The organism is Flavivirga jejuensis (assembly GCF_030540765.1).
In the GTDB taxonomy this organism is placed as follows: Bacteria; Bacteroidota; Bacteroidia; order Flavobacteriales; family Flavobacteriaceae; genus Flavivirga; species Flavivirga jejuensis.
This window is the reverse complement of the sequence record NZ_JAUOEL010000001.1, coordinates 829,059-845,893: the sequence shown is the minus strand read 5'-3', so window position 1 is coordinate 845,893 and position 16,835 is coordinate 829,059. Positions and strand designations below refer to the sequence as shown.

Annotated in this window: 11 protein-coding genes; 6 read left to right on the top strand and 5 right to left on the bottom strand. The window is 33.4% G+C overall.

What is annotated here, in order from left to right; translation table 11 throughout:
- Positions 1-34 precede the first annotated feature (34 nt).
- Together Q4Q40_RS03685 and Q4Q40_RS03680 are read right to left on the bottom strand one after the other, a co-directional pair.
- A complete protein-coding gene (locus tag Q4Q40_RS03685; protein WP_303300351.1) occupies positions 35-1,390 on the bottom strand; it encodes a UDP-N-acetylmuramate--L-alanine ligase in 1,356 nt (451 codons plus the stop codon).
- Between the two features lie 231 nt (positions 1,391-1,621).
- Positions 1,622-2,572: a tetratricopeptide repeat protein gene (locus Q4Q40_RS03680; protein WP_303300350.1), complete on the bottom strand. Its 951-nt coding sequence runs from the start codon at positions 2,570-2,572 to the stop codon at positions 1,622-1,624.
- 236 nt (positions 2,573-2,808) lie between these two features.
- Between Q4Q40_RS03680 and Q4Q40_RS03675 the strand changes: the two genes are divergently transcribed.
- From Q4Q40_RS03675 to Q4Q40_RS03660, 4 genes are all read left to right on the top strand, one after another.
- Positions 2,809-8,931, top strand: a complete 6,123-nt coding sequence (locus Q4Q40_RS03675; RefSeq protein ID WP_303300349.1) for an alpha-2-macroglobulin family protein — start codon at positions 2,809-2,811, stop codon at positions 8,929-8,931.
- A 78-nt stretch (positions 8,932-9,009) separates the two neighbouring features.
- On the top strand, positions 9,010-9,381 hold the full coding sequence (locus Q4Q40_RS03670; RefSeq protein WP_303300348.1) for a DoxX family protein: 372 nt from the start codon (positions 9,010-9,012) through the stop codon (positions 9,379-9,381).
- A gap of 404 nt (positions 9,382-9,785) precedes the next feature.
- On the top strand, positions 9,786-10,292 hold the full coding sequence (locus tag Q4Q40_RS03665; RefSeq protein ID WP_303300347.1) for a hypothetical protein: 507 nt from the start codon (positions 9,786-9,788) through the stop codon (positions 10,290-10,292).
- Between the two features lie 5 nt (positions 10,293-10,297).
- On the top strand, positions 10,298-11,716 hold the full coding sequence (locus tag Q4Q40_RS03660) for a M64 family metallopeptidase (protein WP_303300346.1): 1,419 nt from the start codon (positions 10,298-10,300) through the stop codon (positions 11,714-11,716).
- 167 nt (positions 11,717-11,883) lie between these two features.
- On the opposite strand, the gene Q4Q40_RS03655 is transcribed toward Q4Q40_RS03660, so the two are convergent.
- The 3 genes from Q4Q40_RS03655 to Q4Q40_RS03645 form a co-directional block, all read right to left on the bottom strand.
- A complete protein-coding gene (locus Q4Q40_RS03655) occupies positions 11,884-12,402 on the bottom strand; it encodes a DUF4136 domain-containing protein (RefSeq protein ID WP_303300345.1) in 519 nt (172 codons plus the stop codon).
- 188 nt (positions 12,403-12,590) lie between these two features.
- The gene (obgE, locus tag Q4Q40_RS03650; RefSeq protein ID WP_303300344.1) at positions 12,591-13,589 is read right to left on the bottom strand and encodes a GTPase ObgE; all 999 of its coding nucleotides are present in this window, start codon (positions 13,587-13,589) and stop codon (positions 12,591-12,593) included.
- Between the two features lie 139 nt (positions 13,590-13,728).
- Positions 13,729-14,838, bottom strand: a complete 1,110-nt coding sequence (locus Q4Q40_RS03645) for an adenylate kinase (protein ID WP_303300343.1) — start codon at positions 14,836-14,838, stop codon at positions 13,729-13,731.
- A gap of 137 nt (positions 14,839-14,975) precedes the next feature.
- On the opposite strand from Q4Q40_RS03645, the gene Q4Q40_RS03640 reads away from it, so the two are divergent.
- Together Q4Q40_RS03640 and purE are read left to right on the top strand one after the other, a co-directional pair.
- Positions 14,976-16,130 carry a 5-(carboxyamino)imidazole ribonucleotide synthase gene (locus Q4Q40_RS03640; protein WP_303300342.1) on the top strand — a complete coding sequence of 385 codons (1,155 nt, stop codon included), beginning with the start codon at positions 14,976-14,978 and terminating at the stop codon, positions 16,128-16,130.
- Between the two features lie 93 nt (positions 16,131-16,223).
- The gene (gene purE, locus Q4Q40_RS03635; RefSeq protein ID WP_303300341.1) at positions 16,224-16,724 is read left to right on the top strand and encodes a 5-(carboxyamino)imidazole ribonucleotide mutase; all 501 of its coding nucleotides are present in this window, start codon (positions 16,224-16,226) and stop codon (positions 16,722-16,724) included.
- Positions 16,725-16,835: the final 111 nt, after the last annotated feature.

Below are 16,835 nucleotides of genomic sequence, written 5' to 3'. Positions count from 1 at the left end.
AAATATAAAGTCTATTCTCACAAAAACAACAAACCTACTCAATCAAACCTCTAACAGCCTCAAAATCCAAACCACCATAATTACCAGAACTCATAAGCAACAAAGCTTTATCATCAAAGTCCTGAGAAAATAAGAAATCCTTAAAGTCCTCTGGATTGGTATAAATAATTAGATCATCACGTTCAAAAGCATTAGCAATTTGCTCATGCGTTACCTCTTCAAGCTTTTTGATTTCAACCGCATGTGGCGAATAAAACACCACAGCAACATCGGCAGCATTTAACGCACCTTTATATTCTTTTAAAAACTCAGCGTTCAAACTACTATAAGTATGCAGTTCTAAACAGGCCACCAAAGTTCTATTTTCGTATTGTTCTTTAACCGCATTAGTAGTCGCTTCAACTTTACTCGGTGAGTGTGCAAAATCTTTATAAGCCACACTAGTTTTACTTTCAGCAATTTTCTCCAAACGCTTACTAGCCCCTTTAAAAGTAGAAATGGCTTCGTAAAAATCATCCTCATCAACACCCATATGCTGACAAATCCATTTAGCCCCCGCAAGATTATTCAAATTATGCTTCCCAAATACTTCTATAGGTAAATCACCTTCAGGAGTTTCTAGTAAAGTTTGTCCGTTTTCAACAATATACGCAGGTGTTTGATATGGTAATTTACGAATGGTATTTGCAGAAGCTTCTACAACACGTTTTACCTCAAGATCTTCCTCGTTGTAACTAATACTACCACCACTAACAATAGAATCTACAAAAATGCTAAACTGCTCCGCGTAATTATCATAGGTGGGAAACACATTGATATGATCCCAAGCAATACCACTCAATAACGCAATATTAGGTTTGTATAAATGAAATTTCGGACGCCTATCAATAGGCGAACTCAAGTACTCATCCCCTTCTAACACGATAAAATCATTCGCCTCGGTGAGTTTCACCATCACATCAAAACCGTCTAACTGAGCGCCAACCATATAATCGACCTCCCTATCATGATAATGCATAACATGTAAAATCATAGAAGTTATAGTCGTTTTACCGTGACTTCCACCAATAACAACACGGGTTTTGTATTTAGACTGTTCGTACAAAAATTCAGGATAGCTATAAATTTTAACACCCAATTCCTGAGCTTTTAATAACTCGGGGTTATCAGCTTTAGCGTGCATCCCCAAAACAATAGCATCTAAATTTGTAGAGATCTTTTCAGGATACCACCCAAATGCTTCTGGGAGTAATCCTTTAGCATCTAACCTTGATTTTGAAGGCTCGAAAATAGTATCGTCACTTCCAGTTACTTTATACCCTTTGTTATGTAATGCTAGGGCTAAATTGTGCATAGCAGCACCCCCAATTGCTATAAAATGTACGTTCATAAAACAAATATCAAACTCCAGATTCCAAATTCCAAATTAAACGAAATAAATTCTAATAAAATAGTATTCAGTAGGCAGTGGTCAGTGTTCAGTGCTTACTCTTTACTGATCACTCTTCACTGATAATTGTTTACTGCCGACTGCTTACTGATCACTGTTTACTGCTTACTGATCACTGTTTACTGTTTACTGTTTACTGAATACTGCCTACTGATCACTGATCACTGAACACTACCTAAGAATCCTCTCCCTCACTTCCTTAAAAGGTTTAATTTTTGGCAGTTCGGCAATGGCTAAGTCAATATACTTAAGAGCTACCTGCTTATTTTTTTTATGCATATAAATTTGCGCCAGGCGGTAATGTGCCCAGGCTTTTGGTACACCATCTTCGGCAGAATAATTTTTAATATAAGTCTGCAAACATCGTTGCCCTTTGTCTAATTCTACATTATACTCGGCAGCTACTTTCCCTATTTGATAATGCAATGCATTACGTTGGTGTTTTTTATGAGCCACTTCAATATTTTTGATGGCTTTTTGGGGCTCATTTTCATTTTTATATAAATTGGTTAACTTATTAAAGCAAGTTAACGAACCACCTTCCTTTATGGCCATTTTATAATACTTTTCGGCAAGTTCTGGGGCATCATCATACTCATAAACATAGCCCTTAGCTAAATAACCATCCACCTTCGAAAGGTTTTCTAATTCCTCAGCATAGTGTAACGATTTACTTTTACTACCGCCTATAATACCTGGCAATTGCATATATAATTCTACTAAGGCCCAACGCGTACCAATATGGTTTTTATCTAATTCGGCAGCCGTTAAAAAAGCTTCTTTTACATCACCTATAATACCTAAGGCTTTTATTTTACTAATAGATAATGCTTTCATACCCAATGCACCACCATATTTGTAATGATAATTGGCATTATTAACTTTTTTGTTTATTAATTTCTCATACTGAATAATAGCAGCATCCCATTTTTTTTGATGTCCGTGAGCATCACCTAATAATTCAATCGCTTGCAAATTATTTGGATCCGTTTTCAAGTAGGTACTAATTAATTGTTCTGCTTTTTTAAATTGCTTTTTTTGAAAAAGCGCGTCTACGTCATCCAGGTTTGACTGACTAAAAGCCATTATAGGTAATAAGAAAAGGAGCAAAAAAAACTTCATAGTATATAGTAGTCGATAATACAAAAATAAGCTTTCATTCGAGAATCTTCAATTAATTGGTAAGATCAAATAGAGCCATATACATTAAAACATATTAATTTTAAAATAATAATCGCCCAATCGGTTTTTATTTTACTTACAAAAAACTAACTTCACTCAACCAAACAGTAGGTTCACTCATTACCTGTTTTTTGGTATAGCTTTTGAAAGTATTTTAGAGACAAACCTAAAAAAACATGAAAAACACCATTCCCCTCTTAATGATTATATTATTTGCTACATTTTCTAATGCTCAAAACAACAAATACGAAGACTTATGGCATAAAGTCGAGCAGTCTGAAAAAGAAGGTTTACCCAAATATGCGTTAAAAATTGTTGAAGACATTACTAAACTTGCAGAAAAAGACAATAATGCTCCACAACTTATAAAAAGCATGCTTTATAAAAGCAAATACGCTTTGGTTTTAGAGGAAGATGCTCAACTTAAAATTATTAACGATTTTAAAGATGCTATTAAAAAAAGCGCTTTCCCAACAAAAAATATGTTAGAAAGTATGCTGGCAAATATGTATTGGCAATACTTTAATCAAAATCGGTACAAATTTTATAATCGAACAAAAACTACGGAAAAAGTAGACCCTTCCGATTTTAGAACATGGGACTTACAAACACTTTTTAATGACATTCATGTACACTATCAAAATTCGTTACAAAGCGGATTGATGTTGCAACTAGAACCCTTAAGTAATTATGATGCTATATTAAATCTACAAAAAGGATCTAAAATTTACAGACCTACCTTATTTGATTTTTTAAACTACAATGCTTTACAGTTTTATAAAACCGATGAAACTAATATTACCAAGCCCGCTTATAAATTTGAAATAGACCATACGGCATTTTTAAGTGATGCTGAAACGTTTTCAAAATTAAAAATCGAATCGAAAGATGCTACGTCGCTTCAACTAAATGCTTTAAAAATTTATCAAGATTTAATTCGTTTTCATTTAAAAGACGAAACTCCTTTTGCCTTAGCCGATGTTAATATTCGACGTTTAAAATTCGTGAAGCAACATGCCACATTTAATGATAAAGAATCTGTTTTATTAAACGCTCTAAAAACTGAAAGTGGTAAGCTAAAAACTCACGAAGCTTCTACATTATACGATTATGAAATAGCCACTATTTACAATCAACAAGGCACCAGTTATCAGCCTAAAACTAAAGAGGAAAATCGTTGGAAGCTTAAGGATGCCATGGCTATTTGCAATAATGCTATTTTAAAATTCCCAAAAAGCGATGGGGCTAAAAAATGTACTGTTTTAAAACAACTAATAGAACAACAAACGTTACAAATTACCACAGAAGATTTTCTTCCAATACAAAAAAATGCACGTTTACTAATACGTTACAAAAACTTAGACCAACTTGAATTTAAAATATTTAATCTTACTATAAATCAGCTATCTAAATTCAAAAAAACGTATAGAAAAAATGAACAACTAGCTTTTATTAAAAAGTTAAATACCTATAAAAATTGGGAGGCTACTTTACAAAATGAAAATGATTTCCAAATTCACACGACCGAAGTTTTAATCCCCAAACTAAACAATGGCACTTATTTAATTTTTGCTTCCCCTAAAAACGATGAAGAAACCTTTGCCTTTAGTACGATACAAGTTACCAATTTAGCTTTGGTTGAAACAGAAAGTAATGACCATAAAGTTTTTCAAATTATCGACAGAAATAATGGAAAACCTATTAACAATGCAAAAGTCGAATTATCATATACTAAAAACTATAATGGTAAGAAAATAACTGAAACCAAAACATCAAATCAATTTGGAAACATTTCAATTCCAAAATTGGATAAAAATTACAATGACTTAAATATTAAAGTTATAAACAATGATGAAAAAGCATACTTTGGTGATTACTATGTAAACAGATACTATAAAGAAAAGCAAAAAAAAATCACATATAATTCTTTTATATTTACAGATAGAAGTATCTACAGACCTGGTCAGCCACTCTATTTTAAGGCCATTGCTATGAAAACAGCAGCGGGCAAATCTGAAGTTATAGCAAATGAAGAAGCTTCCGTTATTTTATATAATGTAAATGGTGAAGAAGTAAAACGACTTGAGCTAAAAACTAATGAATTCGGATCGGTTTCTGGCGAATTTATTTTACCAAGTAATGGCTTAAATGGTCAATATCATATTTGGTTTAATTTTGATTCTAGTCACAATACAGGAAGCACCACTTATTTCTCTGTTGAAGATTATAAACGACCTAAATTCGAAACAAAATTCACCCCAATAACAGAAACCTTTAAGGTGAACGACTCAATAACCCTAAAAGGAAACGCCTTAGCTTATGCAGGAAGCAATATTACGGATGCTAAAGTGGTATATAGAGTACACAGAAAAGTAGCATACCCACGTTGGTGTTTTTGGTATCACCCTGTGTTTAGTAGTGAATCGCAAGAAATCATTCATGGAGAAAGCATAACCAATGAAAAAGGGGAGTTTGAAATTACTTTTAAAGCCATTCCAGACCAAAGTGCTGATAAAACAAACCTTCCCATTTTTAATTATGAAGTGACTGCCGATGTTACCGATCTAAACGGTGAAACCAGAAGTGCAACGACCATAGTTCATGTTGGATATCACGCATTAACAGTAAATATGTCTATTGCTAATTTTATAGATAAAACTAAAAAAAATCATGCTATTAAAATAGATGCTAAGAATTTAAATGGTGAATCTGTACCAGCAAAAGGAACCATTAAAATTTATAAGTTGAATGGTCCTAAAAGTGTTTTAAGACAACGACCGTGGAGCGCACCAGATTATCAAGAATTTTCGCAAGAAAATTTTAAAAAATTATTTCCATACGATCCTTATAATAATGAACATAATGCTAGCAATTGGAAAAAAGGAAAACTTGTATTTGTATCCTCTTTTAACACAGAAACCACAAAAAAACTTAACCTTGGTAAAATTAAAAAGTGGAAATCGGGGCAATACATCATCATATTAGAAAGTAAAGACCAATTTGGGCAATTGGTTAAAGATGAAGTTAAAACCACTTTATACAGTCATGCAGATAAAACCATTGCAGACAACCAATTATTCAATATCACAACAAATAAGACAAGCTATAAAATAGGCGAAAATGCATTAATTACATTAGGATCTGCTGCTATTAATTTAAGTGTTACAGTACATATTGAAAAAAATCATAAGATCATTAAAACACATATAATTCAACTAAACAATAACAAAAAAACAATCTCTGTCCCTGTAACTACCGAAGATCTTGGAGGCTTTGTTGTTAATTACAGTTTTGCAGCTTTCAACAGTTTTCAATCTGGCAGTTCAAAAATATTGGTGCCATACCCTAAAACAGAATTAGATATTGAAACCAAAACCTTTAGAGACAAATTACAACCAGGAACCAGTGAAACCTGGAGCTTTAAAATAAAAGGGCCACAAGGCGATCAAGTTAGTGCAGAACTATTAGCTAGTATGTACGATGCATCATTAGATCAATTTCAACCGCATACATGGAACTTCAATCCTATTAATAACTTTATTTATTATTCTTATAATCAAAGTAACGCAAATCAGAGTTTTGGTACGCGCAATTTTAGAGTTTATAATAAAAACCGTCCTAGAGTAACTTATTCACATCAAAATTATGACCAACTTAATTGGTTTGGGTTTCGTTTTGGAAATGATAATTCAATAAGACTTAGAAATAAAAGCATGCTTAGTGACCGCCGCATTGTAGCTAATGCTCCTATGGTGGAAAAAAGCGAGGAGCTAGATGAAGTTATGCTTATGGATCGTAAAGATAAATTATATGCTGATGCTGACTTAGATTTAAAAGAAGAGGCTGTTGAAAAAAATTCAGAAAAACCAAACTTCGGCGATATCAAAATCCGTAAAAACCTTCAGGAAACGGCTTTTTTCTTTCCGCAGTTACAAACAGATTCAGACGGTAATGTTAATTTCAGTTTTACCACACCAGAAGCTTTAACCCAATGGAAATTACAGTTATTAGCACATACCAAAACCTTAGAAAGTGCCACTAAAACCCTAACAACCATCACACAAAAAGAATTGATGGTAACACCAAACGCTCCTCGTTTTTTACGTGAAGGCGATGCCATAACAATTAGCGCAAAAATTGCAAACCTGACAGAAAAACAATTATCAGGACAAGCAGTTTTACTTTTAACAGATGCTATTTCTGGAGAAGATATTTCCAATAAACTTATCCAAAAACAAGCTAGTTCACCTCCTTTTGGGGAGTTAGAGGGGGCTTCTTTTACTGTCGATGCCAAAGGCAATACACAAATATCATGGCATCTTTTAATCCCAGATGATGTGCAAGCAATTCAATATAAAGTCATCGCCAAGTCTGGAGATTTTAGTGATGGCGAACAAAACGCACTACCAGTATTATCTAACAGAATGCTTGTTACAGAGACACTTCCTATGTGGATTCGTAGTAATGAAACAAAAACATTTACGTTAAATAAACTTAAAAACCTCAGTACAAACACCTCAACAACACTTAAAAACCATAAGTTAACTCTGGAAATGACTTCCAACCCTGCATGGTATGCGGTGCAAGCACTCCCCTATTTAATGGAGTATCCGCACGAGTGTAACGAACAAACCTTTAGTCGTTATTATGCCAATGCATTAGCAAGTCATATCGCAAACTCTAACCCTAGGATTCAAGACGTTTTTAATCAATGGAAATCTCAAGATGTCCTTATTTCTAATTTAGAAAAAAATGAAACATTAAAATCTATCCTTATTCAGGAAACACCTTGGCTTCGAGATGCACAGAGTGAAACAGAACAGAAAAAACGTATCGCACTCCTTTTCGATTTAAACAAAATGAATAACGAGTTGCAATCTGCCATTAGAAAACTAGAAAATAACCAAATGCCTTCTGGAGCTTGGGCATGGTTTCATGGCGGACGAAAAAACAGATACATCACACAACATATTATTACTGGTTTTGGACACCTTTCTAAACTTAATGTCACCTTAAGCACAGTAGAAGGGTCTCAAATGATTTCAAAAGCTATCAAATATTTAGACTCAGAGTTCATTAAAGAATATAAAGACATTAGAAAATATAATGCCGAAGTCGATTTAAATAAAGACCATTTAAGTTACACGCAATTGCATTATTTATACATGAGAAGCTTCTATCCAGATATTAAAAAGTCCAAAGAAGTTACTGAAATTACAAAGTACTACCAAACACAAATTCAAAAGTACTGGTTAAATCGCCCTTTATATGCTAAAGGATTAATGGCGTTAGTAGCTCACAGAAACAAGGATTCTAAAACTGCCAATAAAATTTTAAAATCTTTAAAAAACACGAGTATCACTTCGGAAGAATTAGGGATGTATTGGAAAGAAAACACGAACTCTTTGTATTGGCACCAAGCACCTATTGAAACGCAATCCCTTTTAATTGAAACTTTTTCAGAAATAGGTCATGGCATTCAGAGTGAAGCAAAGCATCTTGAAACGATCGATAATTTAAAAATCTGGTTGCTTAAAAACAAACAAACCAACAGATGGAAAACCACCAAAGCAACTACTGATGCAGTCTACGCATTATTATTACATGGAAGCGATTGGTTAGGAACCAGCACTGAGCGTAGTCGAAGTGTAGCCGATATGGTTGATGTTGCTTTAGGCGGACAAAAAATAGCCCCTTCTAAATTAGAAGGTGTAAAAGCAGAAGCTGGTACAGGGTATTATAAAACCTCTTGGAATACTTCCGAAATTAAATCCGAAATGGCAGAAGTAAAACTCACTAAAAAAGGAAACGGTATTGCCTGGGGAAGTTTATATTGGCAATACTTTGAAGATTTAGATAAAATTACTTCAGCTGAGACACCTCTTAAATTGAAAAAACAATTGTTCTTAAAAACGAACACAGATAAAGGCGAAGAAATTTCAGAAATCACAAAAGACATCCATTTAAAAGTTGGTGACTTGGTAAGAGTTCGTATAGAATTAAGAAGTGATCGAAACATGGAATTTATTCACATGAAAGACATGCGAGCTTCTGGATTAGAACCTGTAAATGTATTATCGCAATACAAATGGCAAGATGGTTTAGGGTATTATGAAAGTACAAAAGATGCTTCTACCAACTTCTTTTTTGATTATTTACCAAAGGGTGTTTATGTTTTTGAATATGATCTAAGAGTTAATAATGCAGGTAATATGAGCAATGGTATCACAACTATACAAAGCATGTATGCACCAGAATTTAGTAGCCATAGTGAAGGGATACGTTTATTAGTTAAGTAGCTTCGTTTCGACGAAATTGACGGAAGATTAATTTTAATTCACTATCTTCCAGTCTAATAACTAATTAAATACATCATTATGAATTCAAAAGTTTTTATGGTCGTGAGACTACTTCTCGGAGTTTTTGTTTTATTTTTTGGACTTAATAAGTTCTTTCTTTTTATGGAAATGGGTCCCATGTCTCCAGAAGCTGGTGCCTATTTCGGAGCATTATCTTCTGTTAAATTAATTACACTAATAGCCATTATTGAAATTGTTGCAGGATTGGCATTCATCTTTAACAAGTTTGGAGCATTATTAGCGCTTATCTTAATGAGCATTTCTGTAAATGCAGTCTTGTTTCATGCTACTTTAGAACCTGGAAGTATTGCTGGTGCTCTAATTTTACTAATTTTAAATATTATCGTGCTTTATGGCTATAAAGACAAATATAAAGATTTACTGAATTAACAGTATACTTATTAAAAAAGACTGTCTAAAAAGTGATGAACTTGGTCATCCTGAGATCTGTGTTAAAAATTTTAACTAGCGGATGAAATGACGTAATTGGGGTGTCATTCAGGAGGTACGACTGAAGAATCTTTAGAGATTAATGATAAAGATTCTTCGCTGTGCTCTGCATGACAAACGATTGAAAATTAATCATTTATGAAACACATCAATGGTAGCATAGCGAAGATTCTTATTTATTAAAAAAATCAAAACATTAAAGTTTTTAGAGATTCTTCATTGCTTTGCTGCTACCTTCGAAGCAAAATATATTTTGTTTCTCAGTAATATTCAGAATGACACTTTTTAGATAGTCTTTTTTTATTTTCTTAGCTTTGCTCAAATTTTATTATTTGTTTGAACCTTTGGAAAAGCAAAAATTAGAGACCCCAAAATATCTAATAGCATGTTTGTTTTGTATAATGTTTTTAGGCTGTGCTTCAAAACAAAGTCTGTTAACAACACATACAGACAAAACCGAAACAACTCCTAAGATCGTTTTCTTAAACTATACTATTAAAAAAATTCCGAATGGAGATAGAACGATTCGTTTTATAAATAAAATAGAAACTGAAGGTAAACTAAAAAATCATAATAATAAATCTTTAGAGACTAGTCTTCCAGGAGACCTACAACTCTTCCAGCTTGATAAAAAATCAAACATTATACAAAGTATTATTATAGAGAATCCGTTAGCTAAAACTATTGAATACATGGATGAGTCCAAATCGTTTCAAAGCAGAAGAGTTGATTTAGACAGCACCCAATTTTCTCTAAAATTACAATTAAAACCTAACACAAAATACATTAGCATACATAGTATTAATAAGTCAAAAAGTAAAACAAAACCCCTAATCAAAACTACATTTTAATTAACATGAGATATTTTTTAATTTTCATACTATTTCTCTTTAATACTTATTTTATTTCAGCTCAAATTTTTGATGTCGAAACAATTAAATTTTCTGGCGATAATGACAAAAGAATAAACTTAGTTATCTTAAGTGAGGGATATCAAACAGCTGAACTCCCGCTATTCATATCAGATGCGACTAGTTTTTCAAATAACATGTTCAGTCAATCACCTTTTTTAGAGTATGCCAATTATTTTAATGTATATGCTATAAAAGTGCCTTCGAATGAAAGTGGCGCAGATCACCCTGCTACTGCTACTGATACTGATGAAACTGGAATAACACCAGTTTTTGTTGACACCTATTTTAATGCTACTTTTGATTCTCATGGGCAACACAGATTACTCTACTACGAAATAGATGAAAATAGCGCTAACAATACCGAAGTAATAATTAATACTGTTTTGGCTAACAACTTTCCAACTTACGATCAAGCTTTAATTTTGGTTAACTCCTCAGAATATGGTGGTAGTGGTGGAAAATTTCCGATGACTTATTCTGGTGCTTGGGGTGCAAATGTAGCCATTCATGAATTGGGACATTCATTATTTAATTTAAAAGATGAATATTACCCAGGAGATGATCTTGCTGGAGAAGCTATTAACATGACTCAAGAAACAGATCAAAATTTGGTCAAGTGGAAAAATTGGCTAAACATTAATGATATTGGAATATATCAATACACTTGTCTTACTGGTAATTGTGCCGACTGGTATAAACCACATCAAAATTGTATCATGGAATTTATTGATAAGCCTTTTTGCTCTGTTTGTAAAGAAGGTATCATAGAAAAAATTCATGATCTGGTCTCTCCAATTGATTCTTATACACCTGTTTCAAATACAGTCTCAAACTCAAACTTTCCTCTTGATTTTAATTTAAACTTAATTAAACCTAACCCCAACACACTTGAAAGTTCATGGACACTTAACGCTACAAATTTTGCCACAAATGTTGATGCTATAAGTCTTTTAGAAACCGATTTAAATGTGGGATCCAATAATTTAACCGTTGTAATAACAGATAACACAACTCTCTTAAATGTTACAAATCATGAATCCATTCATGTATATACAGTTACCTGGACAATTAACAATTCTTCTTTAGGAGTTAAGGATATTGAAAGTGACATCAATAATTTAAGCATTATTATGTATCCAAACCCTTCAAATTCTACTGCTAACTTTAAAATTGAAAGTGAAAGAGATGCGCTTTTAAAAGTTGATATTACTAGTTTAGATGGTAAAAAAGTAAAGACTGTACCTATTTCTAACTATGTAACACAACAGGTCGATATTAGTAACTTAAGCGAAGGGGTTTATATCGCTAATTTCTACGCAAATAATGTATTAGTTGCAAGTAAAAAATTAGTGAAGATTTAATACTAAGCACTAATTGATAAGTATACTCAATTAAAATCAATCATATATTTGTAAGTCAGGTTGAGCGCAGTCGAAACCTATATTAAAACCTTTCGACTGCGCCCAAGGTGACTACATTTGTAGCCTTTATGATTAAAACAAGCTTGTTTTTAATCAAACTTGCTAAACTATTTAGGAGGATATTCTATAAGCACTTTTTCTACTATGGCATTTAAACGTGCTTCACGTTCTCCAGGGATAGCGTTGGGATTATAATTAGATTCGCTTACTGCTTGCCAAAATAATTGTTTTTTATTTTCGTCTACAAAATCAATTATTATTTGACGATTAATTTTGGCTTGACCAATAGGTAAACCTATAGAAATACCACCACCAACATGACCGCCACCTCCGCCTAAACCAACACCTACTGTGCTGCGCTGTGCGTCTTGATATGCTTTACTCTTAATATCTATAAAAAAATCTGGGGTATCTGATAAACTGAATCCTTTTGCCCCTAGTTTCTCATCTAAAGCATTTAACAGACGTTTGGTATCTAATTCACTTAACCCCGTATTCATATCACTATAATAATTATAAGTTTTATAATCATTAAATTGGGTCGTTTTATCAAAATCGTAACTAACTCGGATAGGAGCACATCCTATGACTAATAAAGCAAGTAAAATAATTTTCAAAGATTTCATAACCGTAATTTTTGATTAAAGTTAATCAAAAATTATTCCAAGGACAGCAACCTGTAAGAAACATATTGTGTTAAAAACTAAACAAGTACTAGAGTTTACTTGGTTTTTATCATGAAACGACTGGTAAAAATCTACATTTTATTAAATAGTCTGCTTGCGGATCAGGCACTAAAATAGAAGCGGAAGTGTTAAACATTCAACATTTTCCACAAAACGTCTTTTAACTCGGTAATACCTTGCTGTGCTACTGATGAAATAAATAAGTAAGGAATAGGAAGTTCGTTATCCAACTCTTCTTTAAGTTCTGCTTTCAATTCATTATCGAGCATATCACATTTAGATATGGCTATGATACGATCTTTGTCTAGCATTTCTGGATTGTAACGACGCAATTCGTCTAACAGAATATCGTACTGCTTTTTAATATCGTCTGCATCTGCAGGAATTAAAAATAGTAGAATGGAATTACGTTCTATGTGACGTAAAAAGTAATGTCCTAAACCTTTACCTTCGGCTGCTCCTTCAATAATCCCAGGAATATCTGCCATAACAAAGGTTTGAAAATCACGATACTCTACAATTCCCAAATTAGGTTTAAGCGTTGTAAACTCGTAATCGGCAATTTTAGGTTTAGCGGATGTGACTACAGATAACAACGTAGATTTTCCTGCATTTGGAAAGCCTACAAGACCAACATCTGCAAGCACTTTTAATTCCAACGTTACATACCTCTCTTCCAATGGAAGACCTGGTTGCGCATATCGAGGTGTTTGATTCGTAGACGATTTAAAATTCCAGTTCCCTAAGCCTCCTTTACCTCCTTCTACTATAATTCTTTCTTCACCTTCTTCGGTAATCTCTAAAAGAATTTCATCTGTTTCTGTATCTCGTATTACCGTCCCTAAAGGCACATCTAAAAAGACATCTTCACCATCTGCTCCAGAGCTCCTACTCTTACTACCATTTCCACCGTGACCTGCACGAATGTGTTTTTTAAATTTTAAATGAAGAAGCGTCCATAAATTCGAATTTCCTCGAAGAATAACATGACCACCACGACCGCCATCGCCACCATCTGGGCCACCTTTAGTAATATACTTTTCGCGATGTAAATGCACAGAGCCTTTACCTCCATTACCAGATGACACATACATCTTTACGTAATCAACAAAATTTCCTTCCGTCATAATTTCTGTCCTTCCCGCTAGTTACACTAAGCCTGTCAAAGTGAGGGCGGAAATCTTTTTAAATGGAGTTATATTTCAAAAACCGCATCAATCATTTAGAATCAAAGGTTTTTAATAATGAGGTGTCTTCTCAGACAATCTATAATTTATCAATAACAGTACTTAAACGTACTGTAATATCTTCAATACTACCAACACCATCAACACCAAAATACTTGTTTTGTGCCGAATAGAAGTCCTTTAAAATAGCTGTTTTGTCGTAATATTCTTTTATTCTATTTCTAATAATAGATTCATCTGCATCATCAGCTCTTCCGCTAGTTTTTCCTCGAGACAATAAACGCTCTACCAAAATTTCATCATCAACTTCTAAAGCAATCATGGCATTTATTTGAGAATCTTTGCTATCCATTAACTTATTTAAAGCATCAGCTTGCGCATTAGTACGTGGAAAACCATCAAAAATAAAACCATTCGCATCGGCATTCTTTTCAACTTCAGCATTTAGCATATCAATAGTAACTTGATCTGGAACCAACTCGCCTTTATCCATGTACGATTTAGCCAGCATACCTAAAGCCGTTTCGTTTTTAATGTTGTATCTAAAAACATCCCCCGTAGATATATGTACTAAACTATACTTCTCTTTTAAAAAATCTGCTTGTGTTCCTTTCCCTGCACCTGGAGGGCCAAATAGCACTAAGTTTGTCATGTGTTGTGTCTCTTTTATTTGATATACTTCTGGTAAGTTCCTTCCTAACCCATCATAATCTAAACCGTAGCCAACTATAAATTTATTAGGAATTTCAATACCAACATAATGTAGTTTAAAATCTTTTTTATAGGCCTCAGGTTTGTAAAAAAGCGTCGCTATTTTTAGCGATTTCACCTTTTCATTCTCAAAAATTCTATGAACTTCGGTTAAAGTGTTACCTGTATCTATAATATCTTCCAAAATAATAACAGTACGCCCTGTTAAATCTTGTGTTAGTCCTATAAGTCTTTGAATATCCTCACTCGATTTAACACCTTCATAAGATGCTAATTTTATAAAAGTGACTTCACATGGTTTCGGATACTTTTTTACAAAATCGCTTACCACCATAAATGACCCATTTAAAATCCCTACAAACACAGGGATTTCGTCTCCTACATCTTCAACTATTTCTGCCACTAAACGTTGCATAACATCATCAATTTCTTTAGCAGAAATAAACGGTTTAAAATATTTATCGTGTAGCTTTATCAATGTTACCAGATTTTGAAGCTGCAAAGATAATCAATAGATTACAAATAACGATTTTTTGATTTATGATTTAGCCGCTAATTAATATTTAAGTGTATTTTTGCGTATCCTAATATTTAATTTCAGTTAAAAAGAAATCAATGAATTACTTTTCTTCAAATTTCAAACTTGGCATTCTTGGTGGCGGTCAATTAGGCAAAATGCTACTTAACGATACCAGAAAATTTGATATTCATACTTGTGTTTTAGACGCTAGTAATGAAGCACCTTGTAAAATTGCTAGTAACGAGTTTCACTTGGGTGATTTAATGAATTATGATACCGTTTATAATTTCGGAAAACTAGTTGATGTACTAACTATAGAAATTGAAAATGTAAATGTAGATGCTTTAGAAGCTCTTGAAAAAGAAGGCATTAAAGTATACCCAGCATCTAAAACGTTACGAACCATTCAAAACAAAGCAACTCAGAAATTGTTTTATGTGGATCATAATTTACCAACAGCCCCTTTTTCGCGTTTTGCTTATACTTCTGAAATTGAAGAAGCCATAAACCATGGAGGATTAACCATGCCTTTTGTTTGGAAATGTGCACAATTTGGGTATGATGGTACTGGTGTAAAAATTGTAAAAACACGTCACGATTTAGAAGGTTTACCTAACGTAGAGTGTATTGCAGAAAGTCTGGTGCCTTTTAAAAACGAATTAGCAGTTATTGTGGTTAGAAATCCATCTGGAGACATTAAAACGTTTCCAGTAGTAGAAATGGAATTTCATCCAGAAGCCAACCAGGTAGAATATGTTATTTGCCCCGCTAGAATTTCAGATGATGTTGCAAAAAAAGCTACCGAAATAGCATTAAAAACATCCAAATCTTTTAACCATATTGGGTTGTTAGCAGTAGAAATGTTTCAAACCCAAAACGACGATATCTTAATAAACGAAGTGGCTCCAAGACCACATAATTCTGGTCATCAAACCATAGAGGCTAGTTATACCTCTCAATTTGAACAACATTTAAGAGCTATTTTAGATTTACCTTTGGGGAGAACTGATAATAAAGTTGGAGGTGTTATGGTAAATTTGGTTGGTGCCGAAGGTTATACAGGTAATGTGGTTTATGAAAACATTCAAACCATTATGAAAATGGATGGCGTAACGCCTCATATTTACGGTAAAAAACAAACGCGTCCGTTTAGAAAAATGGGACATGTTACCATTGTAAATGAAGATATTAACGAGGCTCGAAAAGTAGCCGAAGAAGTTAAAAAATCAATTAAAGTAATAAGTGAATAAAGTCTCCCTGAGCGCAGTCGGGAGATTTTAAATATTTTTGAATTTTGATATTGAGGTCTCGGCTGCGCTCGACCTGACATAAAATAAAAATTTATGAAAAAAGTAGGAGTAATCATGGGTAGCAAAAGTGATCTTCCAGTTATGCAAGATGCTATAGATATCTTAAAAAATTTTGATATTGAAGTTGAAGTAGATATTGTTTCAGCCCACAGAACCCCAGAAAAATTATTCGATTATGGAAAACATGCTCATACACGAGGATTCGCAGTTATCATTGCAGGTGCTGGTGGTGCAGCACATTTACCTGGAATGATTGCTTCATTATCGCCGCTTCCTGTTATTGGCGTTCCTGTAAAAAGCAGTAACTCTATAGATGGTTGGGATTCTGTTTTATCTATCCTACAAATGCCTGGCGGTGTGCCTGTTGCAACTGTCGCTTTAAATGGTGCTAAAAATGCTGGTATATTAGCGGCACAAATTATAGGATCTAGCGACACCAGTGTTTTAGATAAAATTTTAAGTTATAAAGAAGCACTCAAACAAAAAGTAAACGAATCTGCTAAAGATCTAAACGAAACCACTGGACTGAAATAGGTTCGATTTGACAGACTAAAAACCTGCTTGGTGACATATTAAAACTAAAATTCTAGTGGATTCATAAAATTCGGGTCAAAAGTTTTTAGAAACTGAAAACGAAATAAGCTA

Coding starts and splice junctions, on each gene's coding strand:
- Q4Q40_RS03685 (WP_303300351.1), bottom strand. CDS start 1,390: ATGAACGTACATTTTATAGCAATTGGGGGTGCTGCTATGCACAATTTA.
- Q4Q40_RS03680 (WP_303300350.1), bottom strand. CDS start 2,572: ATGAAGTTTTTTTTGCTCCTTTTCTTATTACCTATAATGGCTTTTAGT.
- Q4Q40_RS03675 (WP_303300349.1), top strand. CDS start 2,809: ATGAAAAACACCATTCCCCTCTTAATGATTATATTATTTGCTACATTT.
- Q4Q40_RS03670 (WP_303300348.1), top strand. CDS start 9,010: ATGAATTCAAAAGTTTTTATGGTCGTGAGACTACTTCTCGGAGTTTTT.
- Q4Q40_RS03660 (WP_303300346.1), top strand. CDS start 10,298: ATGAGATATTTTTTAATTTTCATACTATTTCTCTTTAATACTTATTTT.
- Q4Q40_RS03655 (WP_303300345.1), bottom strand. CDS start 12,402: ATGAAATCTTTGAAAATTATTTTACTTGCTTTATTAGTCATAGGATGT.
- obgE (WP_303300344.1), bottom strand. CDS start 13,589: ATGACGGAAGGAAATTTTGTTGATTACGTAAAGATGTATGTGTCATCT.
- Q4Q40_RS03640 (WP_303300342.1), top strand. CDS start 14,976: ATGAATTACTTTTCTTCAAATTTCAAACTTGGCATTCTTGGTGGCGGT.
- purE (WP_303300341.1), top strand. CDS start 16,224: ATGAAAAAAGTAGGAGTAATCATGGGTAGCAAAAGTGATCTTCCAGTT.